The 26,216-nt window shown below is 52.5% G+C and carries 24 protein-coding genes; 15 read left to right on the top strand and 9 right to left on the bottom strand.

What is annotated here, in order from left to right:
* Positions 1 to 7 precede the first annotated feature (7 nt).
* The 8 genes from CLV60_RS01790 to CLV60_RS01755 all read left to right on the top strand — a co-directional run bounded on the left by CLV60_RS01790 (position 8) and on the right by CLV60_RS01755 (position 7,413).
* Complete coding sequence (locus CLV60_RS01790; RefSeq protein WP_106593663.1) at positions 8 to 1,294, top strand: spondin domain-containing protein; 1,287 nt, start codon at positions 8 to 10, stop codon at positions 1,292 to 1,294.
* A 2-nt stretch (positions 1,295 to 1,296) separates the two neighbouring features.
* Complete coding sequence (locus CLV60_RS01785) at positions 1,297 to 1,764, top strand: YHS domain-containing (seleno)protein (protein ID WP_106593662.1); 468 nt, start codon at positions 1,297 to 1,299, stop codon at positions 1,762 to 1,764.
* A 15-nt stretch (positions 1,765 to 1,779) separates the two neighbouring features.
* Entirely contained in the window at positions 1,780 to 2,220 is a 441-nt protein-coding gene (locus CLV60_RS01780) for a YHS domain-containing (seleno)protein (protein ID WP_229210765.1), read from the top strand.
* Entirely contained in the window at positions 2,220 to 2,615 is a 396-nt protein-coding gene (locus CLV60_RS01775) for a DoxX family protein (RefSeq protein WP_106593661.1), read from the top strand. Before CLV60_RS01780 ends, CLV60_RS01775 begins: the two co-directional genes overlap by 1 nt.
* 61 nt (positions 2,616 to 2,676) lie before the next feature.
* Entirely contained in the window at positions 2,677 to 3,183 is a 507-nt protein-coding gene (locus CLV60_RS01770; protein ID WP_146151506.1) for a DinB family protein, read from the top strand.
* Entirely contained in the window at positions 3,171 to 4,976 is a 1,806-nt protein-coding gene (locus CLV60_RS01765) for an NRDE family protein (protein WP_106593659.1), read from the top strand. Before CLV60_RS01770 ends, CLV60_RS01765 begins: the two co-directional genes overlap by 13 nt.
* Positions 4,977 to 5,060: 84 nt before the next feature.
* Positions 5,061 to 5,498, top strand: a complete 438-nt coding sequence (locus CLV60_RS01760; protein ID WP_106593658.1) for a hypothetical protein — start codon at positions 5,061 to 5,063, stop codon at positions 5,496 to 5,498.
* 184 nt (positions 5,499 to 5,682) lie between these two features.
* On the top strand, positions 5,683 to 7,413 hold the full coding sequence (locus CLV60_RS01755; RefSeq protein WP_106593657.1) for a tetratricopeptide repeat protein: 1,731 nt from the start codon (positions 5,683 to 5,685) through the stop codon (positions 7,411 to 7,413).
* A 24-nt stretch (positions 7,414 to 7,437) separates the two neighbouring features.
* Here CLV60_RS01755 and CLV60_RS01750 read toward each other — a convergent pair whose 3' ends face one another.
* Entirely contained in the window at positions 7,438 to 8,664 is a 1,227-nt protein-coding gene (locus CLV60_RS01750) for a hypothetical protein (RefSeq protein WP_146151505.1), read from the bottom strand.
* 163 nt (positions 8,665 to 8,827) lie between these two features.
* On the opposite strand from CLV60_RS01750, the gene CLV60_RS01745 reads away from it, so the two are divergent.
* The 4 genes from CLV60_RS01745 (at position 8,828) to CLV60_RS01730 (ending at position 14,028) form a co-directional block, all read left to right on the top strand.
* Positions 8,828 to 9,640 (top strand): hypothetical protein, encoded by an 813-nt coding sequence (locus CLV60_RS01745; protein ID WP_106593655.1) that lies wholly within the window; start codon positions 8,828 to 8,830, stop codon positions 9,638 to 9,640.
* 76 nt (positions 9,641 to 9,716) lie between these two features.
* Positions 9,717 to 10,238, top strand: a complete 522-nt coding sequence (locus CLV60_RS01740) for an RNA polymerase sigma-70 factor (RefSeq protein WP_106593654.1) — start codon at positions 9,717 to 9,719, stop codon at positions 10,236 to 10,238.
* A gap of 78 nt (positions 10,239 to 10,316) precedes the next feature.
* On the top strand, positions 10,317 to 11,282 hold the full coding sequence (locus CLV60_RS01735; RefSeq protein WP_106593653.1) for a FecR family protein: 966 nt from the start codon (positions 10,317 to 10,319) through the stop codon (positions 11,280 to 11,282).
* Positions 11,283 to 11,409: 127 nt separating this feature from the next.
* Entirely contained in the window at positions 11,410 to 14,028 is a 2,619-nt protein-coding gene (locus tag CLV60_RS01730; protein ID WP_106593652.1) for a TonB-dependent receptor, read from the top strand.
* Positions 14,029 to 14,161: 133 nt separating this feature from the next.
* Here the strand turns inward: CLV60_RS01730 and CLV60_RS01725 are convergent, their stop codons facing one another.
* Positions 14,162 to 14,569: a Dabb family protein gene (locus CLV60_RS01725; RefSeq protein ID WP_106593651.1), complete on the bottom strand. Its 408-nt coding sequence runs from the start codon at positions 14,567 to 14,569 to the stop codon at positions 14,162 to 14,164.
* A 400-nt stretch (positions 14,570 to 14,969) separates the two neighbouring features.
* Between CLV60_RS01725 and CLV60_RS01720 the strand changes: the two genes are divergently transcribed.
* The gene (locus tag CLV60_RS01720) at positions 14,970 to 15,638 is read left to right on the top strand and encodes a hypothetical protein (protein WP_106593650.1); all 669 of its coding nucleotides are present in this window, start codon (positions 14,970 to 14,972) and stop codon (positions 15,636 to 15,638) included.
* 138 nt (positions 15,639 to 15,776) lie between these two features.
* Here CLV60_RS01720 and CLV60_RS01715 read toward each other — a convergent pair whose 3' ends face one another.
* Positions 15,777 to 16,214 (bottom strand): hypothetical protein, encoded by a 438-nt coding sequence (locus tag CLV60_RS01715; RefSeq protein WP_106593649.1) that lies wholly within the window; start codon positions 16,212 to 16,214, stop codon positions 15,777 to 15,779.
* A 565-nt stretch (positions 16,215 to 16,779) separates the two neighbouring features.
* On the opposite strand from CLV60_RS01715, the gene CLV60_RS01710 reads away from it, so the two are divergent.
* On the top strand, positions 16,780 to 17,439 hold the full coding sequence (locus CLV60_RS01710) for a tetratricopeptide repeat protein (protein WP_170118689.1): 660 nt from the start codon (positions 16,780 to 16,782) through the stop codon (positions 17,437 to 17,439).
* Here the strand turns inward: CLV60_RS01710 and CLV60_RS01705 are convergent, their stop codons facing one another.
* On the bottom strand, positions 17,440 to 18,012 hold the full coding sequence (locus CLV60_RS01705; RefSeq protein WP_106593647.1) for a hypothetical protein: 573 nt from the start codon (positions 18,010 to 18,012) through the stop codon (positions 17,440 to 17,442).
* Between the two features lie 211 nt (positions 18,013 to 18,223).
* Here CLV60_RS01705 and CLV60_RS01700 point away from each other — a divergent pair, with 211 nt between their 5' ends.
* On the top strand, positions 18,224 to 18,694 hold the full coding sequence (locus tag CLV60_RS01700; protein ID WP_106593646.1) for a hypothetical protein: 471 nt from the start codon (positions 18,224 to 18,226) through the stop codon (positions 18,692 to 18,694).
* Positions 18,695 to 18,706: 12 nt separating this feature from the next.
* Here CLV60_RS01700 and CLV60_RS01695 read toward each other — a convergent pair whose 3' ends face one another.
* The 5 genes from CLV60_RS01695 to CLV60_RS01675 are packed head-to-tail and all read right to left on the bottom strand — an operon-like array spanning position 18,707 to position 26,200.
* Positions 18,707 to 19,870: a sialidase family protein gene (locus tag CLV60_RS01695; RefSeq protein ID WP_106593645.1), complete on the bottom strand. Its 1,164-nt coding sequence runs from the start codon at positions 19,868 to 19,870 to the stop codon at positions 18,707 to 18,709.
* A 10-nt stretch (positions 19,871 to 19,880) separates the two neighbouring features.
* Positions 19,881 to 21,098, bottom strand: a complete 1,218-nt coding sequence (locus CLV60_RS01690) for an AGE family epimerase/isomerase (protein ID WP_106593644.1) — start codon at positions 21,096 to 21,098, stop codon at positions 19,881 to 19,883.
* A 10-nt stretch (positions 21,099 to 21,108) separates the two neighbouring features.
* Complete coding sequence (locus CLV60_RS01685) at positions 21,109 to 22,605, bottom strand: sialate O-acetylesterase (protein WP_106593643.1); 1,497 nt, start codon at positions 22,603 to 22,605, stop codon at positions 21,109 to 21,111.
* A complete protein-coding gene (locus tag CLV60_RS01680; protein ID WP_229210764.1) occupies positions 22,602 to 25,211 on the bottom strand; it encodes a sodium:solute symporter family protein in 2,610 nt (869 codons plus the stop codon). Before CLV60_RS01680 ends, CLV60_RS01685 begins: the two co-directional genes overlap by 4 nt.
* Before the next feature lie 47 nt (positions 25,212 to 25,258).
* The gene (locus CLV60_RS01675; protein ID WP_106593641.1) at positions 25,259 to 26,200 is read right to left on the bottom strand and encodes a dihydrodipicolinate synthase family protein; all 942 of its coding nucleotides are present in this window, start codon (positions 26,198 to 26,200) and stop codon (positions 25,259 to 25,261) included.
* Positions 26,201 to 26,216 lie beyond the last annotated feature (16 nt).

The raw sequence follows: 26,216 nt of genomic DNA, 5'->3' as shown, positions 1-26,216 counted from the left end.
AACAGACATGATCAGATCACTACTCGGGCTGTCGCTGACGGCCCTCATTTTCGGAGCCTGCACCGACGACCACGACCCGCAGCCGACCGCCAAAACCCTTACCATTGAAAACGTCCTCGACGCCAAACCGCTTGTGCAATCGGGCACATTCAAAGGAACCGGCACGCCGCCCGTGATATTGCCGGGCCAATCGGTATCCTTCTCGTTTTCAGCCGCCAAAAACCAGCGCCTTACCTTCGCCACCATGTACGGATGGAGCAATGACCTTTTCTTTGCCCCTGCCAATCCGGGGATCAGGCTGTACGACGACAATGGTGCCCCTATTACGGGCGACGTTTCCACCCAGATCAAACTCTGGGACAATGGCTCCCGCGTGAACCAGGCGCCCGGCATGGGCGTAACGCACCCGGGTACAGCCGAAGCCACGCCGCGCAATATCAAGGAAGTAACGGGAATGGACGACTATGGCCATGCATTCCTGCCTGCCTCCCAGCTCATGAACGTCTCCCTGGCCTATGACGGCAGCTCGATGTTTACCATTACGATTAAAAACCAGTCGGGGGGCACCGCCAACGAGACGCCTTTCAGCCCCGGCGTATGGGCCATTTCTTACGTGGCAGGCGGTAACCTGCTGCTTCCCGAACCCGTTTATTCCGAAGGCAAAGCCACCACCGATGCACTGACCCCCATCGCCGAAGCCGGCGACAATGCCCCGATGAGTACCTGGCTGGCCTCGCAAACCGGCATTTTCACGCCACTTTCACCGGTATTGGTGGTGGTTTACAACGGTAATGAAAATCCGTTTTTCAAATCCGGCGAGAATGACCGCGGCGAAGGCCTGAAAGAACTTGCACAAAAAGGAAATGCCGACGTGCTGGCTGCCGCATTGAAAATGAAAGCCGGCATTAAAAATGTATACGTCCTCAAAGAACCGATGAGCACGGTGCTATTGCCGAAAATCGGCGGGAATACAGGCGGCAAAGTTTCGCAACCGCTCACGCTTACATCCGGCGACCGCATCGCCATTGCGACCATGTACGGCTTCTCGAACGACTGGTTCTTTGCTACAAGTGGCAACGATATCGACGGTAATGCCAGCGGCGATATTTCGGGGGCTGTCGGATTATATGATAACGGCACGGCCATCGACCAGTTCCCCGGCGCGGGCATTACGCAATTCAATCTGGCAGGCACACCATTGAATGAGAGCAAAGCCATCGCGCCCGTCCCCAACCCGAACAAGTTCACGACGCTTCCGGCGATCAACAATATCATTAAAGTGACATTGCAATAACCATGAAAAGCCAGATCAATATCCTGTTGCTTCTGCTGCTGGTGACGGGCACCGTCTTCGCGCAGCATGCAGAGACTCGGAAAAAACAGTATAACCTCGAATCATCCGGCCTCGCGATACAGGGTTACGACCCGGTGGCCTATTTCACCATGAACAAGGCCGTGGTTGGCCAAAAGGACCTTTCGGCCAACCACAACGGGGTTACCTACCGCTTTGCTTCCAAGCAAAATAAGGACGAGTTCCTGCGCAACCCCGTCCGATACGAGCCGCAATTCGGTGGCTGGTGCGCTTATGCCATGGGCAAGAAAGGCGAAAAGGTGGAGATCGACCCGGAGACTTTCAAAATTGTGGACGCAAAGCTCTACCTGTTTTATAATAAGTTCTTCAACAACACCCTCAAAAGCTGGAACCAGGATGAGGCACGCCTGAAAACGCAGGCCGACCGTAACTGGATGAAGTTTGTACCTTAAAAACTCGAATTACCAATGAACAAAGTCCTATTCGTTGCCGCATTCATGCTCGCGGCCCAGGTAACATTTGCACAGAAATCCGAAATTTTCGCGCCGAAAGGAAAGGCAATCAAGGGTTACGACGTCGTGGCATTTTTCAAAGACGCCGGACCCGTTGAAGGTGCCGATAGCCTTTCCTACCATTACAAGGACGCCGATTGGCTGTTCGCCACCCGCGCCAACCTCGACGCATTCAAGGCCGCTCCCGAGATGTATGTGCCGCAGTACGGCGGCTACTGCGCCTACGGGACTTCCGAGGGCCACAAAGCGCCTACCGAAGCAGAAACCTGGACGATCACAGACAACAAGTTGTATTTCAATTATAATATGAAAGTCAGAAACAACTGGTCGAAAAAACGGGAAGAATTCATCGAAAAAGCAGACATACAATGGCCACTAATCAAAGACAAGGAGTGATGAAACCGCAAACACATCCGGGGTGGTCGTGGTTGCTGCGGCTGACAGCGGCAGTGATTATGCTGCAAACCCTCTATTTCAAATTTTCCGCCGCACCCGAATCCGTTTACATCTTTTCGACCGTCGGTATGGAGCCCTGGGGACGTATATTCGTAGGCGTATTGGAGCTGATCGCCTCCGTTCTGATTCTGATCCCACGCACTACCGCCTACGGCGCGCTGATCGGCATCGGCGTGATGACCGGCGCCGTCTTTATGCACCTCACACGCCTGGGGATCGTGGTGCTAAACGACTCGGGCAAGCTTTTTGTTATGGCGTTGGTTGTACTCATTACCTGCCTGGTGCTCGTGTACTGGCATCGCAGCAGCATTTCGGGCGTCAAATCCCGCGATTAAACGTAAACCCCAATCTTCAAAAAACCGGGCATTGTTTTTGTCCTATTCCAAAATCAACGAAATGAACAGGCAACTAACAAAATCAATTAAAGCCACATTGGCGCAGATCGGCACAATGCTCGATGCATTGTCCGACGAGCAGTATGGGCGCAGCTTGCCCGTACTCTCGGGCGCGTCGCTGGGCGGGCACGTACGCCACGTGATCGAGTTCTTCATCGAGCTCGACCGCGGTTACCGGACAGGCCGTGTGAACTACGACGCCAGGCAACGCGATAAAGCCATTGAACACCAGCGGGAACTGGCGCTAACTACCCTGCACGGGATTGCAGCTGCGCTGGAAAAGGAGAACAAAATGCTGCTGTTAACAACCGCCACCGAGGCCAGCCATAGCGGCTTCCAGGTGACCACCAACTATGAGCGGGAGCTGGTTTACAACCTTGAACATGCGGTGCATCATATGGCTTTGATGAAAATCGGCATCCGGGCGCTCGCCGCCGTGCAACTGCCGGAGAATTTCGGAGTAGCCAGTTCCACCATCCGATACCGCCAGGCGCAATGTGCACCGTAACCTACATTCCGACCAGTAAAGGCGCGTTCCTGACATCCAACCGGGATGAACGCACCGATCGTGCGCCTGCCGAGCCTCCCGCAACCCGCCACGCAGGCGCCTCGCTCACCTACCCGAAAGATGCCCAGGCTGGCGGCACCTGGATTGCACTGAAAGGCCGGCGCGACGCGGCCGTGCTGCTCAACGGGGGCTTCAAAAATCATGTACGCAAGCCCTCGTACAACAGAAGCCGCGGCCTGGTAATGCTGGAAATCGTGGAGGCGTCTTCTCCGGCAGACTGTTTTGAAACGACGGTTTTGGAAGGAATCGAACCCTTTACGCTGATCCTGTTCACAGACGGCAGGCTCATGCGCTGTACCTGGGACGGCAGCCGCAAACACCGGAACGAACTTGATGCCCATCAGCCGCATATATGGGCATCGGCGACGCTGTATAATGATGATGCACGGCAAATGCGGGCGCAAAGGCTGCAACAATGGTACGGCAAAAGCGCCGTCACCAGGGAAAGCATCCTGGATTTTCACACCCAAAACGGCATTATGTTCGATCCCAGCCACAGCTGTCATGAACATCGCGACGCAATAGCTACCGTGAGCGTTACTTCCGTCGATCTGACCGGCCCCGAGCCCGCCATGCATTACCATGACCTCCGCGCCGGAACCACTTTTGTTTCCCGGCCGGCAGAGGCGCCGCCGGGTGAGCAAATGGCATTTGACAGCCTCCGCTGGAAGGCCAGGCGCTTTCTGATCCGCCTCCGTAATTGGGAATACTGGCCGTTGGAATGCGTGTATGCGCCCACGCTACCAGCCTGGCTTTGGTTAAGCATAAAGGCGCGTGCAATCTGCTTTTTCGGCGCGGCCAACCCCTCGATGCGGTATGCGGGCTTCGCCGAAGAACGTAAGAGCAGGATTTACGCGCTCATGCCAAAGGGCTCGTACCCTGAAACTTTGGTGTGTGAGGCAGGCATTCCGCGGGAGAAAATACAAATGCTGTTACAGCGCTCCTCGTTCACATTCCCCTTGATCGCTAAACCCGACATCGGCGAACGCGGCGTGCAGGTAAAGCTCCTGGAAAATGAAACCGATCTCGAAGATTATCGCCTGCACAGCCGGGTCGATTTCCTCATGCAGCCCTACATCGACTACCCGAACGAAGCGGGCATATTCTATCACCGAATGCCGGGCGAACAAAGCGGACACATTTCGGGCATCGTCGGGAAGGAGCTGTTGAGCGTCACCGGAGACGGCGCATCGGACATCCTGACGCTGATGATGCAGGACGACCGGGCGATTTTGCAACTCCCCGCCCTGCATGAGTCCCTGGGCGAGCGGTTAAGGTCAGTTCCTGCAAGGGGTGAAAAAATCGGCCTCGTCCCTTACGGCAACCATAGCCGCGGCGCGAAATTCATAGACCTCAGCCGTCGCATCACCCCCGCGCTCACACAGGCGATCGACCGGATATGCGCGCGCATACCCGGCTTCCATTTCGGGCGGCTCGACATCCGCTTCAAAAGCTGGGAAGCACTCGAAGCCGGACAGCATTTCTCAATCATCGAACTCAACGGCGCGGCCAGCGAACCGACACACATCTACGATCCGCAGCATTCGCTGTTCTTCGCCTGGAAAGAGATTTACCGGCATTGGAAAATACTTTTTGAAATCAGCATGGCAAATGCGAAAAAAGGGGCACCTCAAATGACGCTCAGGGATGGTGTCGAGATGGTGCGGGAGCATCAGCGGCATTTGAAATTGATGCGTTGCCATCGGATTCGACGCTTCGAAAATGAAGCGTAAAATGGCAAAAAAACAGGGTGGAGTGTTATCAACTTTACAACGTTTCTACCGTCACAAGCATCTAAGTAATAAATTGGTGACATTATGAAACGACTTGTACTTCTCCTGCTTCTCTCTTTGGCATTTACCTATTGCAAACGCGATAAAAATGCAGAACCCGAACCACAGCCTGTGCCCGAGATCGCAGGCATCGTCGGCGATTGGCTTTTGGTGGAAACCCGATACACGTTAGGCGATTCTACCGTGATTAAAAACATGACCAACGAACCGCAAAGGGCCTTTTCGATACGCTTCGACGGCGTAATGCTATACGACGGGTTGGGGGCTTGCTGCGCCACGTCCGAATACGAGGTGAACGGAAAGGTGTTTAAAGTAAAACCGCAGAAAGACATCCCCTTCGACGAGAATTGCAGGCTCGTCGATTGCATCATTTGCCCGAAGCTGATCATTACGCAAACAGGGGATGAAATGACGATTAAGTCGTGCCTGGGAGGAATTAGCAAGTATCGGAGGAAAAAATAGCAGCGTATAAGATGCAGAGTTAGTCATCCTGCTTCTTTGCAGGCATATTACAAACCTGCATCAACCGTTCACTAAAAACCCTCCAACCAACTCATTACCAGTTCGATATTTTCTATATTTGCGGGTACCGCACCTCGCGGGATACTTTCCTTCTACATGATCTGTGACTCAAACTTCTACGCTCATGAAGCACGGCCATTGTTACCTCGCATTGATTGTACTCCTTTCGTCCTGCTTCAAAAAAAAGGAGCAATCGGAAAAACCGGCCTCCGACACTACGGGGCGGATTACGGTTTGCTACAATCCCAAAACCACCGACGCCGAATGGTATAGTTCGGGCAAAAAGGCACCCATGCTCGACGGATTGAAGGGCATCGATTTCAAGATTACCACTTCCAGTCCGGAGGCACAGGCCTATTTTAACCAGGGACTGATGCTTTCCTACGGTTTCAACCACGCTGAGGCCGCCCGGTCGTTTTACCAGGCTACCCGCCTCGATTCGACCTGCGCCATGGCCTATTGGGGCTATGCCTATGTGCTGGGCCCTAATTACAATGCGGGCATGGAGCCGGACAATTTCCAGCGCGCCTGGGCGGCTACTCAAAAAGGACAAAAACTGGCGGCCAAATGCACCCCCAAAGAAAAGGCGCTGATCGGCGCACTGACCACGCGGTATACCGAAACCCCTCCTGCCGACAGGTCGCCGCTGGATATCGCGTTCGCGGCCGCGATGAAAAAAGTGTACGACCAATTCCCTACCGATCCCGACATCGGGGCGCTGTACGCCGAAGCGCAAATGGACCTGCATCCTTGGGATTTGTACGACAAAAAGACGAAAGCCGCCAAATCCTGGACGCCGACGCTGCTCGCTGTACTGGAAAGCCTGCTGAAAAAGAACCCGCGGCATCCGGGCGCACATCACCTGTACATACACGCCGTGGAGGCTTCCGCCATGCCTGAAAAAGCGATGGCGTCGGCCGCATTACTCGACTCGCTGGTTCCGGGCGCAGGCCACCTGCTCCACATGCCGTCGCATATTTACATCAATACCGGCGATTATCATTTGGGGTCGCTTTCCAATGTAAGTTCGGTCGAGGCAGACAGCAACTACATCACCACTTGTCACGCGCAAGGTGCCTACCCGCTCGCCTATTTCCCGCACAACTACCACTTCCTGGTAGCTACCGCCACCCTTGAAGGCAACTCCGACCTGGCCTGGCTCGCTGCCCGGAAAGTGCAGCATTACACCGCGAAGGAAGTGATGCGCCAGCCCGGATGGGGCACGCTGCAGCATTATTACACTATCCCGTATTATGTAGCGACAAAATTCTCGATGTGGGATACCCTCCTGGCCGAGCCCAAGCCGGGCAACGATCTGATTTATCCGCAGGCAATCTGGCATTACGCGAGGGGAATGGCGTTTCTGGGCAAACATGACCTGCCCCACGCGCAGGAAGAAATGAAGTCGCTTGCCGCATTGGCCGCTGACACAACGCTGAAAAACATTACGGTATGGAACATCAACACCTCCGTGGATCTCGTGCAAATCGCCTCCAAGGTATTGTCGGCCGGTATCGCCGCGCAGCAAAACCAGCTCGACAAATCTGCCGCCCTGCTCAATGAGGCCATCGCCCTCGAAGATAACCTCAACTACAACGAGCCGCCCGACTGGTTTTTCTCCGTCAGGCACCACCTCGGTGCGGTACTGCTCAAAGCCGGAAAAAATGCCGAAGCGGAACGTGTCTACCGGCAGGATCTCCTGACGTGGAGGAAAAACGGCTGGGCATTGATCGGCCTGTACAATGCTTTGGAAAAACAAAAAAACAACGAAGCACAGGCAGTCAAATCGGCATTTGAGAAGTCCTGGCAGCATGCCGATATTAAACTTGCGGCTTCGTCCAGCATTGCGGATTAGGAATTAGCATGCAGGGATTGGTTTTCAAAGCGCAAAACCAATCCCTGCCTTGGCCCGTAATTCGGCATAGTTAACCCTGAAAACGGTTTCCCGCATGCTACCGCCGGAAAAGCTGACCGAAGCATCGAAATAAAGCTTATTGAACAAACGCTGCTGATACCCCGCCATCATACCCGCAGAAGTGTACCAGGTATTGAATGCGCTCCTTCCCCTGAGAACGGTCCGGTAATAGTTATATGCAAATAGTGGCCCCAGGTACAACCCCGATAAATTGTCCGAAGCCTTACCCTTTCGCACTTCGCTTTTTTGAAGATAAAACCAGCGAATCTGCGCCTCGCCTACTGCCGTAATGGATGACAGAATTTCAAAAGAAGAAAAGGCCGTTTCACTACCAACGCTCAGATTCACCGACAGCGGACTCTTGCCCAGCTTTCGCTCATAGCCTGCTTCCGCACGGAATGACTGGGATTCTAACCCGATATTCACTTCCGGTAACCGGATTTTAAAATGCTGCTTCACGAAATAGTCGCAATGCAAGACGTCACATAATGGCCCGCTGCCGCTCCGTTTCCAATCCCCAAATGCGAGGCCAAGCAATGCACGCGAAGCAATAACGACATTCCGCTCGTTAAAACCCGACGACAGTCGATCGCCCCTATCCCACAGGGACAAGTACGGACTCGCATAGTAGACACCCAGCGAGAAATCGAGAAAGCCATTGGCCAGAAAACGGCTTTGAAACCCGTAGACCAGACTAAAATGCTCCCGCGGCCTGTCACTCTGAATGGCCGCCAGCGACCTTTCATACGCAACCCCCAGATAACTGCCGCTGAAATTATTGGCACTTTGGTGGCGGGCAATCCGCTTGTTCATTTCAAAATACCACCGGCTTCCGATGCTCGCAAACAGATTGTTCCCGCTGAATTGCCGCTCGAACCGCTCCAATGTGATAGCGTTTCCGGTACGGTTGGTCCGGCCGGTGAGCGCCAACTCCACCGATAAAGCCGGTAAAACCTTGTACTCAAACGCGGCATTGAACCCGAGCCCGTTGTAAGTCGTCGCCAGATAACCCAGTTTGAACATCTTTCGGGTAGGGATTTTAGTCATGAAAACATTCTCATAACGATCGATAAACCGCTGTTCTGCCACGGGGCTATTCTCTTCCGTAAATGTGACGGCAGTAGTGTCCTGAGCAAAAGACCGGGCGGCACATGCCACCAACGGGATTAGTACAAGAAGAAGTTGACGCATTGATTGGCTAAATAAAACCCGTCGCCGCATGAGACACAGGCTTGGCATAAAGAGGCAGAGGGTGACATCAATCGTTGTATGAAGTCAAAATAAATGTTCCTTCCAATCTCAAACATATATATAAATAAATTATATACATTTGGTCAATTTAGCAACAACCCGAATGATTAGCCACCGAATTGCCGCCACGTTAACACTCATACTGCTTTGTAGCAGCATTGCCTTTGCCCAGCCGGAAAAGTTGAAGGGAATCTGGATTTCGTCACAGCTGGAAATGATTGAAATCCTGCACACCGGACCGGAGTCGGTCAACTATATGTGCAGCAGAGAGTTGAAAGAAAATTTCTTCCATTTGTTTATCCATGGCGATACATTGAGTTTTCAGGCGAGATACTCGACGTCTTCTACCCACAATCAGGTTGAATACGTAGACCGCTACGACCTGAAAATTGTCAGAAGCAGTGATTCCGAGTTGGTCGTGGAACCGATATCCGATTTTTCAAAAGCCTTTTTTTGGGATAAACCCTCCATTACCCTTAGAAAAAAAGAGTCTCTCACAGACCGGACAATTGCCTTCGAGAAACTGGTTTACCATTCGTTTTATGGTGGAAGTGCCCCTTACGTATCCTTGCAGGTCGACAGCGCCCAAAATCTCTATGTACATTTTCGCAATGAATATGGCGACAAAAACCTGCGAAAAGGGACCTACTCGGCTGTGCTCGACGACGATACTTACAATAAATTGATTGATCAACTCCAAAACGCCCAACTCCGGGCATTACGGTTCAGCGACGTCAAAGGTGCCGACTCGCCCATCACTACCCTGATCGTCTATTTCAACGGCAAGCGCAAGCACCTGAAAAGCATCGCCCCACCTCGCGTTGCCCGCGACCTCCTCGGCTTCATTGCCTCGCAATTGGCCCGTTATCCCGGTCTGAAACCCACCAGCGAAGTCCGTGAGCTCGAATGGCCATAATACTTAATTTGTAATTAAACTAAATAAGCCATTTCTTTGCCGAAAATCCGCCACTAACGGCGCTACACCACAGGCAATGCAAAACCGTCCGTCGCAGCTGACTACCATTGACGAGCAATCGTTCGAGATGCTGTACACGACGTATGCCAAAAAACTTTTCCGCCTTTGCTGCTCCTACCTGCGCGATGAGGAGGAGTCGAAGGAGATTGTGCAGGGAATCTTTCAGACGCTTTGGGAACGCCGCGGCGACTTGGAAATCAGGACCTCGCCGGAGCATTACCTGATCCGCGCCGCCAAATTGCAGGTTAACAGGCACTTCCGCGACAAAGCAATTCACGACCGACACCTCGAAGCGATCGGAAGACAGGCTACCGCCCAGGAAAATACCACGGAGGAAATGGTCTCATTCGAGCAACTTTCCGGCACAGTTTCCAGCCTCCTGGCACAGCTGCCGGCAGCTACCCGGCGCATCTTCCAACTCAGCCGTGAGCAGGGAATGGGCAACCGGGAAATCGCCGAGGAAATGCAGGTTTCGGTCAAAACGGTGGAGTACCATATCGGCAAGAGCATCGCATTGCTTCGGAGCGGGCTCGAATAATTCGTGGTTTTTCAGGTAAGTCGTTTAGGGATGCATGGGGAGTTATGGAACTAACCTCATGTACACGTCGAGTTCCCCATGCGCATTACACCCGAATTACTGCAAAAATACCACCAGGGGCTTTGTTCCGAAGATGAAGCCCTGGCCGTAACGCAATGGCTTGCCGCGACGGACGACCTCGACCAATATGCGGAGCAGGACGAAGAAGATGCCGCAACGGACGAAATCTGGCAAAAACTTGATTTGGGAAAAGCAAATGAACCCAAAAACAACCGCCTTGCATGGCTTTACCCGTTCCTCGCGGCTGTCGCTGCATGCCTTTTACTGGTCGCGTCCTGGAATTATTTCCGGCAAACGCTAACCTCAAAAGATATTGCAGCCTCCACAATAAGCAGGAAAACCGAATACCGGTATCTGCAAACGGCTACCGGTGAACGCAGACGTTTTTTACTGCCCGACAGCACGGTCGTATACCTCAACGCAGGCAGCCGGCTCACCTACCCGGTCGGGTTCAGCGACACGGCTCGCACCGCGTGGCTTACCGGCGAAGGCTATTTCGAAGTAGCCAAAGACAGCACCAGGCCATTTACCATTCACACAGTCACCACCCGCACGACCGTACTCGGTACTGCATTTAATCTCAAATCATACCCGGGCAGCAGCGTGACCCTCGTCGTAAGCGAGGGAAAAGTTCGCTTCGCTCCGAAAGGCTCCGGCACGTCTCATCTCATACTCACCGCCAATGAACGCGGCATTTACGATCACGCCAATGGCCGGCTCGCGCAGGATCGCGTGTATGCGCAAGGACATTTCGGCTGGGTACGCAACAGGCTTACGTTCGATAACCTGCCGCTCGCGGAGATCGCGCCCGTGTTGGAAAGATGGTATGGCGTAAAAGTGGTGATTACCGCACCGGAACTGGCCTCTCGCCGCTGTACCGGTTCATTCGCAGATGCATCGCTGGAAAACGTGATGAACAGCGTGGCCTACTCGCTGAATATCAAATACAAGATTGTAAACAAAAAACTGACCATTTACCAATGACGTAAGCCCCCTGACAGACTATAAAAACCCCACGGCCAAGCCGTGGAGCTGTTCCGGCGTGCGTTTGGCGACAGAACGCCGGAGTCGACAGCCAATCGAGTGATCAATTAACCATTCTTTCAAAAGTATGCATTCTTATTTACAATCCGGCTACCGCAAGCTGTGGATGCTCGCGGCCATGCTGGTCGTTCAAATCGGCGTCAGCCACGCCCAGCAATCGATCCTGGACAAACCCATTACCCTGAAACTCACGCAGGTGAGCGTGGCCGACGCGTTACGCGCGCTGGAAGACCAGGCCGGCTGCACATTCGTGTACAGCAGCACATTGATGGACACTCAACGTACAGTAAGTCCCGACTACGAGGCCGTCGCGCTGGGCGATTTGCTCGGGCACCTGCTCGGGGATTACGCACGGGGCATTCAGGTGCAGGGAACGCGCATTCACATCAGGCCCGCGAAAGGGGAAGCCAGGGGGCATTTGAAGGGAAGCGTCCTCACCGCTGACGCGAAACCGGCCGTGGAAGTAACGGTAAGAATTAAAGGTACTCCGCGTGGCGGCCAAACCGACCAGGAGGGAGAATACAGCATCCGCAATATTCCTGCCGGTACGCAAACGGTGGTGGCAAGTATGGTCGGGTATGCGCCTGTGGAAGTGGAAGTGAGCATCCAGGATGGCAAAACGACCGTTTTCCCGCCCATTTTACTGAACGAGGACAGCCAGTCTCTGCGTGAGGTGATCGTAAGCGGGAATGTCAACAAATTTGCCCGAAAGGAAACCGAGACCGTGGCGCGCCTGCCCCTCAAAAACCTCGAAAACCCGCAGGTGTACAATGTGATCGGCAAGGCGCTGATGCAGGAGCAGCTCGTTACCGAACGGACCGATTTGTACCGGAATGTGCCTGGCGCCGTGCCCAATTCGGCCGGCGGCGGATCGCAGGGCATGACCCTACGCGGTTTTGCCAACTTCAACGGCGTCCGCAACGGACTCACTACCAGCGCCATTCTCCCCATGAACCCGGTAATTCTCGAAAGTGTGGAAGTACTGAAAGGCCCCTCAGGTACACTGTACGGCAACAGCCGCTCGGCTACTTTTGGCGGAGTTTTCAATTACGTTACCAAAAAGCCTTACGATACCTTCGGCGGCGAAGTGAGCTATACCGCAGGCAGTTACCGCTTCGCGCGCGCAGCCGTGGACGTGAATGCGCCCGTGAACGAAAAGCGCACGGCATTGTTCCGGCTCAATGCGGCCGGACAGACCGAGGGTTCATTCCAGGACCAGGGTTATGCTAAAAACTTCACCATCGCCCCAAGCTTTTCGTACCAGGTAAACGACCGGCTGAAATTCCTTGTTGACTTAGACATTACCCAGGCAGCCTATACGACTTCGACCTTCAACATCGGCTCGTTATCAAAAGTGACCGCGCGCAATTTCAAAGACCTCGCTTTGGGCTACAAACAATCCCTGCTGAACAACGGCATCGACGCCTCCGTAGGCGTGTACAACTTGCAGGCGCAAATCGAGTACAAACTTTCCTCGCGATGGAAATCTCAGACCAACTACCTGTTTTCCAACGGCTTTTACAAACACCTCTACCTGGTCACATTCTCCATGCTGACCGACTCGACTGTTTCGCGCACCGCCCGAAACCAGACGCCCGAAACTTTCGGCAATATCCAGCTGCAACAGAACTTCGTCGGCGATTTCGAGATCGGGCGCATGCGCAACCGCCTCGTGCTGGGCGCGGATTACAACCAGAACTACTATGACCTCTACCGGGTAACCGTCCGCTACGACACCGTCAATATCCGCAAGCCCCTCCCCGATTTCAACGCTGATAAGCTCAATCAACGATCCTCGCAGCAGGGTTTCGTAGGCACCAGCTACAAAGGCACGAGCTTCGGCGTGTATGCGTCCGACGTCATCAATATCACACCATCACTGATGGCTATGCTCAGCCTCCGCTTCGACCGCTTCACAACCGACGGTACCATGGCCGTTGCCGCGGGCAAATATGCCGGTAATTATAGCCAAAACTCCCTTTCGCCAAAGCTGGGGATTGTATATCAGCCTATTCCGGAGCGATTGTCGGTTTTTGTGAACTACCTGAACGGCTTTGTCAACCAGGCGCCCGTCACCCAGCCCGATAACACGGTACTGAACCTGAAACCGCAATTTGGAAATCAATGGGAAGGAGGTATCAAGTTCGACCTGATCCGCAACAAACTGAACGGGTCGCTCAGCTACTACAACATCGCCGTCACCAATTCGACGCGCACCGAGGTCATCAACAGCCAGAATTTTACCGTGCAGGACGGGACGCAAAAAAGCAAGGGTATGGAACTGGAACTAATCGCCAACCCCATATCGGGCCTGAACTTTGTGGCCGGCTACGCTTACAACGACAACCGTTACGATAAAGCGGCCGAAGCATTGCAAGGAAAACTGCTCGCCAACAGTCCACAGCATGTGGCCAACATCTGGGCAAGCTACTACATCCTGAAAGGCAATGCGAAAGGGCTCGGCATCGGCGCGGGAGGCAACTATGTAGGCGCGTCCTGGTTTGAGAGTACCAATACCTTTAAAGTACCCGCCTACACGCTGGTGAATGCGTCGCTTTTCTACGATCAGCCGCGGTACCGCCTGGCCCTCAAAGCCAACAACCTGCTCAACGAGCATTACTGGAACTCCAACGGCACGCCGCAAAAGCCAGCCAACATCCTCGCGAGCGTTACTTTTAAGTGGTAATTAAGGAGGAAAGGGAAGAAAGGGAGGAAAGGGAGGAAAGGGAGGAAGGGAATAAAGAAGGAAAGGGATAAAGCTGATTGCGGTTTCCCTTTCCTCCATCCTCCCCTTCCTCCCTTTCTCCCCTTCAAACACCCTAAACGTCAATAGCGTCGTACACGATTACTTTGTCCCACAGGTGACTGCAATCCTTGATGAATTTCTGATGGATGGGGTGATCCTGATACGTTGCCTGGCCTGCGAGATCTTCGAAAAACATCAGCTCGGACACCCCCCAGCTGTTGTCGACGACATCCCGCTTCTCCGTGCTGGCCACGACCCCGATACGAAGCTCCTTGATGGCCTCGATTTTCCGCAAGGTTTTCAACCCCTCGATGATTTTGTCCCGATCGGCCACGGAGCCAGGATTTTTGAGCCAGAAAAACACGTGGTGCACCAAAGGGGCCTTACTTTTCTCCGGGCTAACCGGGGCCGCTACGGACGCAGCAGCACCTGCTGCAAGGGTGACAGAGCTTGCAATGAATTTACGACGGGAATTTGTCATAGTAAATGTTGAGATATATTGAAGAATTAAAAGTCTACGGAAGTGAATATGTTGATGAAGACGCCGAAGATAGGAAGGAAAGCTGGCTCCTGAAAGCCCGTACTCCACTATAACCCACCAAAAATAAGCGCTCGGTGGCCACCACCGAAAACAAGTAAAAAAAGCACGATGGCCCAGCCAAGCACCGATAGAATAAAAATCCAAAGTGCGAGTCGAACCAAAATGCGCAAGTACTTCATCAATGTTGCCAGATAATTTCTATCAAAGATCAACTAAAACTCGACACAGCCGAACCACTGGAAGCGTCTTTACACCCAACAGAGGCCACACCTCCCCGAGTAGTATTTGATAGTCAGTTACTTATAATTTGTAACTTCCATCAACCTTACTGCTCAGTACCATGAAATATTTCTCCTTAATCAAGACCGCCGCATTTTCGGCCATTCTTGTAACCGCAATGGCATTCTCATGCCAGGATCACCATGTCCCGGATCCAGATCCCATCTCAAATTGTAATCGGGTCGACGGAACGCCCAGGGCGTTGCCTTGTGAATTCGAAGTTACCCGCGTGGAATTCTTTAAAACCAATACCAAGCAAATCATTGAAACGATCGACGCCCAGCATTTGCAAGGCGAACTAATAAGAGGAAATGCCGCGAGAGTACAACCGCTTACAGGTCACGATGGAGAAGTTTTCATCGTTTTCAATACGAAAGTTTATGTAAAACGAATCGCAAATAGTCCATCTACCGATTGGAATAAATATCGTATTGCACAATTTAAGCTAGGGAAACATCCGGAGCATGGAGATGTTATAGACTTGCCTATACAATGGAGAAACGACTTAGCGTACTTCCAGGAAATATCGTCCTGGGCGGTCGGAGAGACCAAAACATTTGAGACTCAAGTGGCTTTTGAATCCTATCCGGAAGAAAATATCGACATTTACTGCCCCATTATTAACTATAATGCTTGGGAGATGCTGGTGGCACCGCCATACAACTATGAGTTGGTAAGGGATGTAGCGGAAGCTACGCTTAAATACAAGGTTCAAATGAGACTTCAGTAGCTGGAAATTCATTTGTGTGGATCAAGACGACGATGGCCCTAACTAAATAATGTCAGCTTTCGCCGCATTTCGGCCATTCTAGCGACCGCAATGGCACTTTCGTGCCAGGCTCATAATGTTCCGGAACCGATTTGGAGTTTATCTGTGCAATACCAACGTCTTTGACCATTTAGATCCATCGATGCCACTCGTTTCTTGAATTTGGGCGATCAACTTACCGTCAACAATGCTTGCCGTTCCCGCGTACATAAAAATTGTGCTAGGGCTGGCTCTTGAATAATTTAGTATCATGTTGTCGGATTCGTCTATTCTTACTTTATACACCTGTGTTTCAACTGCAAAAGAAGGAAGAAAGTCCTCCATTCTGGACACGACGCTATCTGTGGTGGCGATGTTGACGATATTCGGACCACCTCGTTCGATTTTCCAAAATGTCTGAAAAGTAAACAGGCTCGAGTCTGCTAGCTCTGTTCTCCAATTTCCGATGAATGGTGTGGCCCGATCAGGCTTCGGATCTTTCGAACAAGCGGTTAAAAATGCCAGGCAGATCGCAAAGAGGTAAATCAGCTTTTTCAAAATTTCGTGTATTTCAGGAATATGACCGAAATATACTAAGCTTTCGAAAATCCCTATCTGCCGACCGATTTTTTTTGTAACTCCGAGATAATTGGCGCACAGAAGCTATTTTCGCCCTGGCATTCTACGGTCGTGCAGAGTTACCTAAAAGCCATAGACCAGCTGCCTGTATGGCAAATAACAAACACGAGTAGTGCAGTGAATACGGTCATCTCAATCAGAAGCAGCCATAGGGCCACGCGAAGCAAAATGTACAAGTGTTTCATCGATGTCGCCTGGTGATTTGTAACTGGTTATGACCAAGATGCGTTCGGGACGGCCAACGCCGCCAGCAAACAGACATACGCTTTCTCCGACTAAATGGATGGTTTCTAGCCGGATAAATTCGCCTGAGGAAGCTTCTGAGATTTAGCTAAAAGACAAAGCGTAAAGATTACCAGCATTGATCTGCTTTAAAGAAATTGAAATGAGACATAGATTATACAACCTTCTCTTTATACCAGTTTTGATGCTGATTTTGCCCGATTCTACATGCCTTGCTCAGACGTCGGGGCAAAAGTCTCAAATGGAGAAAAACATAGAAGCGGCACGCATCATGATTCCCCAAAAGCAATACGAAGAAGCCCTTACCTTGCTTTCGAAAGTAATCCGGAATAATCCAAACAATTATCAGGCCTATTTGCTAAGGAGCCAGGCAAAATACGGCTTGCAGGACTATCTGGGATCAATGAATGACGCCCAGGAAATTTTGGCGGAAAGATTTAAAGCTGACAGTAATTCAATATTTATTGCACATCACAATATTGGCACTTGTTACAATAATTTGGGGCTATATGAAAAGGCAATAACATCTCTGAACCTTGCGAAGTCGCTGAATAGTTCTGATGTTTCAGTCCATTTTTCTTTAAGTTATAGCTATATGCAACTGCAAGTTCTTGACTCGGCAATTGTTGAGTTGGATGCATTGTTGAAGCTGGCTCCCAAGGATAAAAGGGGGTATTACGGCAAAGGTAAGGTTTACATTATGAAGGAAAAGTACCAGGAAGCGATACTCGAATTTGATAAAGCGATTGACGTGGACCCTAATTATGTGATGGCATATCAAAACAGAGGTGAAGCCAAGCGGCTAATAGGAGACAATGCAGGAAGTTGTAGTGATTGGCAAAAATGCGTTGAGCTTGGACTGGAAGATATAAAGCCTTATCTAAAAATGGTATGTCAGTGATTAATTTTTCGATTGAATCGAATAGCCAGGACTTCGATTCACAAAAAACACCCCGTCAGTTACTTGAAATTTTTCATGCAAGCGAATAATACTATTTGGGTCCTCTTCCACAACACCGGAAAATACCCCTCTAATTTTATGATCGGTCAACTCTGTGACTTCTACTGTACCCTCATAAAATGACCAGTATGCCCGATATACAAGTGGATTTTTAGTTTTAAGATGCACCCAGCTCATCAGTACGTCAGAAGTTCGATAAATATCGGTTGAAACTTTCCATACGCCTTTTGTCACTGGCTCTCCGTTCCAAATGGTTATCCAAAAAGAAGGGGCCTTTTCTGTTGAATCCCTACCAGCTACTCCTAATTTGTATCCCAAAGGATTGTCTCCTGTTTTACCATAAAAAAAGCTAATATACTGACTACCATTGCCGTGCTCTAAACGATATTTTTGACCATCAATTGAATAGCTAACGTAACTCTTCGCATTTTCTTCCGGGTCGACGTGTTCCTTCTTTTCACATCCCAGAAAAAAAATAGAAAGGCCCAAAAACAATAGTGCTCTTAACTCCATGGAATGTAAAGAAACGTTTACACTCCTTAAAGATATGCGTTTTACATCAGTCAGTCAACTCAACCAAATTGCCACTTCCATACTCGCAAATCATTATATCTTTCCAGTGCCCCAAGGCCATTCAAGCTGCACAAAGTCACACAAAATAAAAACTATTTTGACATTTGATTAGATTGTGATAAGATTAGGATAATTACAACCTCACCGCTCTATGACCCGATACTTACTTCTCCTGGTTTTTGTGTTTCTATTTTCCTGCAAAAAGGATAAAGACCCCGCCCCCGATCTAACCCGGGACCTTGTTGGAGTTTATCAAACCAAAAACTCTCAGACGGTATTTGACGATATCAACGTGACCATTACAGTGCGTTGGACAATTGATAAATTATCCGAAAATAAGATCCGGCTTACACATGACGAGGAAACGATTTTTGAGGGAGATGGGTGGCAGGAATATCTCGATTCCATACCACCCAGAAAAGTAATTTTCGATAATATCGAATTGACCGAGCCAAACAAATTCCACGTTAAACAGAAGGTAGAATCAATGATCGACGGGGTGATTCAATCCTCCGATGTCGAAATCACAGCGGAGCTCGCCGGCAAGCATCTGGATGCTAATATCAAAGAGACATACGACGGAGGTAGTTATCAGGGTGATGTCTTGATGAAAAGGCAGTAGCCTAAATTATCTTCATCTCCCCCACTCCACATTCTTAAACACAATCGCCTTGTATCCGTCCCTTTCATAGAGGACGCCAATTGTCTTTTTGCCGGTTTTGACGATATCCGAATAGGCCGTAAAATCTCTTTCGCCAGCCGCACTTTTATCAACGAGATAACTTTTCTTCCAGGTTTTACCGTCGTCGAAACTGATGCGCAATGTCAGGTTATCACGCATTTTGGTGTCGGCTGCGTTGCAGAATGCGAGTATATTTTGGCGTTTGTCCTGGCTAATGGTCAGAATGCTGCCTTCGCAGACGGGGTCGGGCAGGTTACGGTCGAAATAGGTGGTGTCCCATTTGGCGCCGCCGTCGGAGCTAACTGCCACGATCCTTGCGCGGACGTCGCCCTTCTGGTTGCGCGCGTTGAACATCAGGCGCCCGCCCGAGAGCTCGGCGGCTGTCGCTTCGTTACCGCCTTCCACGGGAATGGTCTCGCTAAGTTCGAAGGTTTTGCCATGATCGTCGGTGTAAAAGCCGTGGGCCTGGTAGTCGGCAAAATTACTTTTGGGAGTGCCGGCACTGTGGTTGGCGGCAATGTAAATGCGGCCTTTGTGTCGGCCTTCGGTGAGTTGCATGCCGTGGCCGGGCGTATTGGCATAGCTTCGCCAGTCGTCCGGGAAATTGTAGGCGGCATTCAGCGCCGGTTGCTTGGGCCGGTGCACCTGCGTGGTGATGTTCACGGGGTCGCCCCAGGTAATGCCCCCGTCGGTCGAAGTTTTGTACCATACTTCACGCAGGCCCTTCCCTTTTCTCACTTCGCCTTCATGGTTGTTACCCGTATTGAAAAACAGGAACAGCCGCCCTTTGGGAAAAGCGGGGTCGGTCAGGTCCATCACGGGCGCCGGGTTTCCGGCCTGCAAATCGTCATAAGTAGCCACCACGTGGATTTTGGACCAGGATTTGCCGCCGTCCTGGCTGCGTTTCATCACAATGTCGATATCCCCGAAATCACCGCTGCCGCCCACCCTGCCTTCGGCAAATGCCAACAGCTCGCCTGTGGGAGTACGCACGATGGCGGGGATGCGATACGATTTATAGCCATCATTCCCCGATACAAAAACCGGTGTTTGAGCCACCGAGAAAAAGCTTACCGCCACCAACTTAGCAAACAGAAAACACTTCAATAATTTCATGATCAAAACTTTAAATTTTCAAATCCAAAACCTCCTCTACCTGTTCTTTTCCGGCAAGTGAACCCAGCAATTGCATGCAATACCACTCCTGCCGCGGCAAATGGAATGGTCCTTTGAACAAATTGCCCTTCGCACTCTGCGCTACCGAACCATCGCGGTGCAGGTAACCGAACCATTCGCCATGTTCCTTGTCGTGGAAATGCCTGTACGCATAGTCGTGCACCAGCCGGTGCCATGCTGCATATTTGGCATCGCCGGTCAGCGTGTAGGCCAGCAATGTAGCAATGATGGTCTCATTATGCGGCCACCAGAATTTCATATCCTGCCAATACTCCTGCACGGGCTTGTCGTAAACATCCCTGAAATAGAGAATGCCTCCGAACTCCCTGTCCCAGCCGCGCTCCCACATGTAGTCGAGCATTTTACAGCCGAGGGCGATCAGCCGGGGATCATTGTTACGGTATTTCGCTTCATGCAGGATAAACCAGGCGCCTTCGATCGCGTGGCCGGGGTTGAGCGTGCGTCCGTCGACATGATCGATAATGCTGCCGTCCGGCGCCACCTGTTCCATCACGCAGCGGATATCGTCTTTCACAAAATCCCGTTCGATTTCAGTGATAAAACCATCGATCAGCGCATCACAACGCGGGTCGCCGATGGTCTCGCGGAGTTGCTGGGCGGTGTTCATGAGGATCATCGGCACACCTATGCCTTTGGCCGGGCGCGTACCGGTAAATTTCGGTTCCAGCAAGCCCGGTACCGTCGCATATTCGATGCATTTCCCGAACAGCTCCCGGGCCCGGTCCGCCGCCTCGGCGCTCCCGCTGGCTTTCGCGTAAGCGGCATTCGCAATGACGGCAAAGGTTTCCGAGAAAAAATAGCGTCGTTTCCGGATCGGCTCACCCGCACGGGTCATATGAAAAAACATACGGCCGTCGGTGTCGAATGCATGTTTGTTCATAAAATCAATGCCCGATCTGGCACCTTCCAGCCACTCCTGCCGCGGCTCCACGGTGTTGTACAACGTAGCGAGCAGCCACGCCGCCCGACCAAGGAACCATACCGACTTATCGTCATCGAGCAAAGTCCCGTCGCGGTCGCGCATGAAAAGGTAACCGCCATGTTCCGCGTCGAACGACCGCGGGAACCAGAACGGCAGCGTATTACCGAGTAGCTGATTTTTATAAAATGCGTGCAGACTTTCGAGTTCTGCCGGGTTGTAGTTCATGGGTTTTACATTAATGTACTGAAATAGAAAAAGTCGCTGCCGGTAGTCCGGCCTCGTTGTACAAATTGGCCCTTGTGAATGGTCGGTAGGCGTACAGCACCGTTTCGATGGCCTCTCCCGCAGGTACGGGAATGCGGACGCGATTATTCCAAATCACTGCCTGTGCCGGCAAGCGCCTGCCGCTTTTCGTAAGCAGTTCGAAGCCCGTCAGCGGTTGGTTATCCGGCGTCAAAAGCCTTTGAGCCGATGTAAAATCCAGCAAAATACCATCGCTCCGCAAGCTAGCTTTCCGGATCACCGGACCATTCGCTACTACCGGCTTACCATAATATCCTTGCAATGCCAGCAGCGCCAGGCGTTCGCCTACTTCCTTTTTGCGTACCGGATGCACATCCAGGGAATCGCCCAGATCGTAACTCACCGCCAGACCCGAATGGGCGATCTTGCCGAGCATTTTCCGCTGCGAGTCCCGGAATTCGGGCCAGTTGGGCCGCTCGATGCCCGAAAGCTGCACGTAATAAAATGGTAGCGCATTACCCCGGCTCTGCCGCCAGCTTTTCACGAGCGTTTCAAAAAGCGCCTCGTGCAACGCCACATTGTGCACATTGCTTTCGCCCTGGTACCAGATGATCCCCGCGACCGGAAAATCGTTCAGCGGCGCGATACCCGCCTCGTAGTTGTAGCCCGGTTTGAATGGGTGCCGCTGGTCCGGCGACTGCGCATGCTTCGTGTTCACGCCGGCGCGCTCGCGGCACCAAGCCATTACCTGCTCCGAATGCTGCCAGTCGGCAAGCATCTCCGCAAAGCGGCCATCGCGGGCGAGCACCTTTTTATCGATCCACGATTCCGTAGGCGAGCCGCCCACCGCCACCTGAATGAGGCCGATCGGGACGTTTTCCTCTGCGGCAATTTTCTGACCGAAATAGTAAGCTACTGCCGAAAACGCGGCTGCCGAACTCGCGTCAGGTATTTTCCATTCACCTTTGAAAAACTCGAAACGGTTGACCCTCGCCAGCGTCGCCGAATCCCACGAAACATCCCCCCAGGGTACCGAGCCACCGCATTTCAGCAGCCTGAGCCGCTGGTTAAAACTCCCTTTTTTCAGCTCTTCCGAACCGGTCGCGGCGTTTTTCAACTGGAAATCCATATTCGACTGGCCCGAGCAAAGCCACACATCGCCGATGAGAATGTCGTTCAAAACCACCTTGCTATGCCTGCCGGAAACCGTCAGCTCATACGGGCCACCTGCCTTTTGCGCAGGAAAAACGACCTTCCATTTCCCTTCGCGATCCGCGGCGGCTTCCCTGTTAATGCCCTGCAAGCGCACGCGCACCGTCTCGCCCGCACGCGCGCGGCCATAAATCTGCACCGGCTTGTTCCTTTGCAGCACCATATGATCGGTGAAAACGGGCGCGAGAACGAGGCTGTCGCCCGAAAGACTTTGCGCTCCGGCAATGCCCGTATGGACGATGAGAATGAGTAAGCAAAACAGGGTCCGGAAGCTCATTTGTAAATCGTTAGGCCTGACAAATCACGTTCGGCAGGCATGAGTAAACTTAAAACATACCCGAATACGACGCAGCTCACCAGCCCGGTGCAGGCGTACATCAGCAGGTGGATGTCGGTATATTGCTGGATCAGCAGCTGGGTAATGCAGCTGAGCGCCATTCCGGCCATCACGCCGTTGCCGCTGGCTTTGGTCGTAAAAATCCCCAGCACAAATGCCCCGCCGATGCACCCCGTGAACAATCCCAGAATGGTGTTGAACCGGTCCCAAAGCGACGACACGCCCTTATGCGCCATGTACAACGCAATGCAAGTCACGAAGATACCGAGCAGCAAGGTGGCGGTGCGCGCGAAAAAGAGTGTTTGTTTGGGTGTAACGGCAGGGTTCAGTTTCTGGTAAAAATCGGTCGTAAGCAGGGTTGCGGTGGAATTCATGCTCGCTTCGGTACTGCTCATGGCGGCCGCGAAAATACCGGCGATCAGCAAACCCGAGAGCCCCGCCGGCAACTGGCTCACAATGTACCAGGGGAAAATATTATCAACATTATCCAGCGCCATATTGACCTTCTCCGGCTGCTCGCGAAAGAACAAGAACAGCAGCGTACCGATCGAAAAGAAAACCAGCGTGGAAGGCAATGTGAGCCAGGCGCCCAGTTTCAGACTCCGCACCGATTCGGTCTCGGATTTGGTGGTCAGATACCGCTGCACGGTGGTCTGGTCGGTGCCGTAGGTGAGCAGGTTAATCGCCAGTCCGCCGATCACCACCACCCAGAAAGAAGGTTCGGTAAAATCGAGGCGGAAGTCGAACACTTTCAGTTTTTCGGCCTGCACCAATACTTGCCTGGTAGCACCCCAGTCTTCGATCTGGAATGGCAGGTAAAAAAGGCAGAACAATGCGCCCGCCGCCAAAATCAGCACCTGTATTACTTCTACCCAAATCACCGCCTCGATCCCGCCTTTTACCGTGAAGAAAATGCTGATCGCGCCGATCATGATAATGCAGACGTTGATGTCGATACCCGTAACCAGCGTGAGCGCGATACTCGGCAGCAGCACCACGATACCCATCCGCCCGAGTTGCAGCAGTACATACAACGCCGATGCGAGCATGCGCGAGCCGGTATTGAACCGCTTGCCCAGGTATTCGTAAGCCGAGGTGACGTTCAGCCGGCGATAAAAAGGGATAAAATACCCCGCTACCAGCGGCATCACCATGATGATCGTCATCAAAAGGAAAAAGTAGGTCCAGTCGGTGGCGTAGGTTTTGGCGGGAATGCCCATGAAGGTAATCGCGCTGAGCTTCGCCCCGAAAATACTGATCCCGGCAGCCCATTGCGGAATGCGCTCGCCACCTTTGAAATAGTCGTCGGTGTTGCTGGTTTTTCCGGTAAAAAGAAACCTTCCGGCCGTCATCAGCAGAAAACAGACGAACAACACCAGCGAATCGACCCATGAAAACGACGACTGGCTCCGCACGCTCCCACGTGTGACCACAGGTGTACGCACGCCAGGCTTCACCTCTCCGCTCGGGATGAAAATATCTTCTCCGGCTTTCACGGCCGTGGTGGCTACCTGCGCAGCCCCGGGCAGCTCGCCGATCTTCGCCCAGGCGTCGGTAATGGTATTGTACAGGTAAATGTCCCTGCTGAAACCAGGGTGCGTCTGCAACAAGCTTACTTTTTCGGCTTGCAGCCGTTGCTTCTCGCTGTCGGTCTGCGCGGCGGCAATGCGGGCGTTGTAGGTTTCGATCCTGTTGAACGTGTCCCCTTTGTCACCCCCCAACAAAACAATGTAGGAAGCCCCGTTGGCTACGCCCGTTCCTGCGGAGAGGTTCGCAGGCGTGGTACCGTCGCTGATACCCGCCCGCTGCTCCCATTTCCGCTTGGCCGGATCGTAGCAAAAGTTGGTACCGTGCAAATCGCTGATACCGCTCGCGGTAGCGCTGCGCCCGCCCAGTACGTACACGCACGAGGCCTTTCCATTGCTTTGCACCACCGCCACCGAATGCGACATGGCTACCGGCAACGCAGGTAGTGTTTGCCATTGCGGATCCGCATCCGACAGATCCAATGCGAAGAAGCCATTGGAAGGCTTCCCCGCATGCTCACCACCTGCCACATACACCACGCTTCCCATGCTGGCAGCCGCTGCATTTGCCAGCGGCACCGGCAGGTCGGGGAGGGTTTTAAAATCGATTCGTTTGCCGGCCTCGTTCCATTGCATCAGGAACACCGATCTACTGGTGCCCGCCTCGTTTTCGCCTCCTGCACACACAATACCTTGTGGAACCGAGGTGCTCGCACCATAGGCCGTCTTTTGTTTCAAATGCGGGTTCGCGGCTTGGATCCACTGCCAGGAGGAACCGTTTTTTTTCAGAACATAAATACCGTCGTGGTAGGCCTTTCGCCCACCCTCCCACGGCATGCCGGCCGGGAAATTGGCGCCGCCTGCGATCAGCAATGCGCCGTTGTGCCAGCCTGTAAAGGCACCGGCCACGCCCAGGCTGGCAGCTGCGTGCCCTGTACCTGGTGCGGGAAGGCTGGCGGCCACCGACCAATCGATCCGGTTCGAGAGCGTATCACCGGCCAATGCGTTATCGGGCCACATCAGATGTAAGCAGATTAGGATACAGAAAAGGTTGATTTTGCAAAACATTAAAATGTGTTTTTGGCCAAAACCCGGCCCGATTTAAACGAATCAAAATCCAGCAAAGCCACATCGGCCCGGAATGCCTCGAACTGCCCGCCGGTCATGTTCCGCACCGGCAGCCTGAACTCCCCGCAATCCATTCCGACCAGCCGCATATAGCTCTTGCCCACCGAAATACCTCCATATTTACCCAAAAGCCGGATCATATCGATCGATTGTTGCTGCAAAGTGGCAGCAGAGTCCATCCGGCCCTTTTCGAATGCCTCCATCAACCGGTGATAGAGCGGCGCAGCGTAATTGAATGTACTGCCTACTGCCCCCCTCGCTCCGATGGCCAGCGCCGAAAGCATATTCTCGTCACGCCCCCAGAGCATATCGTACCGGCCATTGCGGAAGTTAAGGCAAGATTGAAAATCCATAAAATCCTCGTGGGTATACTTGATTCCCGCAAAGTTGGGAACCCGGCCGTCGATGGCTTGCAGCAGGTCGTACATCGCAAACCCAACGCCCGTCAGCACGGGAATGTGGTAATAGTAAAACGGCATTTCGGGCACGCTTTCCGCGATGGCGACAATGCATTCGGCCAGCATTTCCACGTTGGCCGGCTTGAAATACGACGGGCTCGTGAACGACACCGCATCCATCCCCACACCCGCGGCGTGCTTCACCAGATCAATGCAATCCGCAATGCAGGTACCGCCCAGCAGGGGCATCACGGTAAATGCCGGGTCGCCCGCCGCACAGGCCGCCCAGGCTTCGGTCACGAGTTTTTTCTCGCGGAAGGTCAGCGATACACCTTCGCCCGTAGAGCCGCAGATGAATGCGCCGCTGACGCCATTATGCTTCAAAAACTCGTAGTAAGCGGGGATAAGATCGGTATTGAGGCTGCCGTCGGCCTTCATAGGGGTGAATGGAGCCGCAATAAGGCCTTCCAAATGTAAATTCATGAATGTATCGGTTTTG

The sequence above is a fragment of the Dyadobacter jiangsuensis genome, from assembly GCF_003014695.1.
In the GTDB taxonomy this organism is placed as follows: domain Bacteria; phylum Bacteroidota; class Bacteroidia; order Cytophagales; family Spirosomataceae; genus Dyadobacter; species Dyadobacter jiangsuensis.
This window is presented reverse-complemented; position numbering and strand designations above follow the sequence as displayed.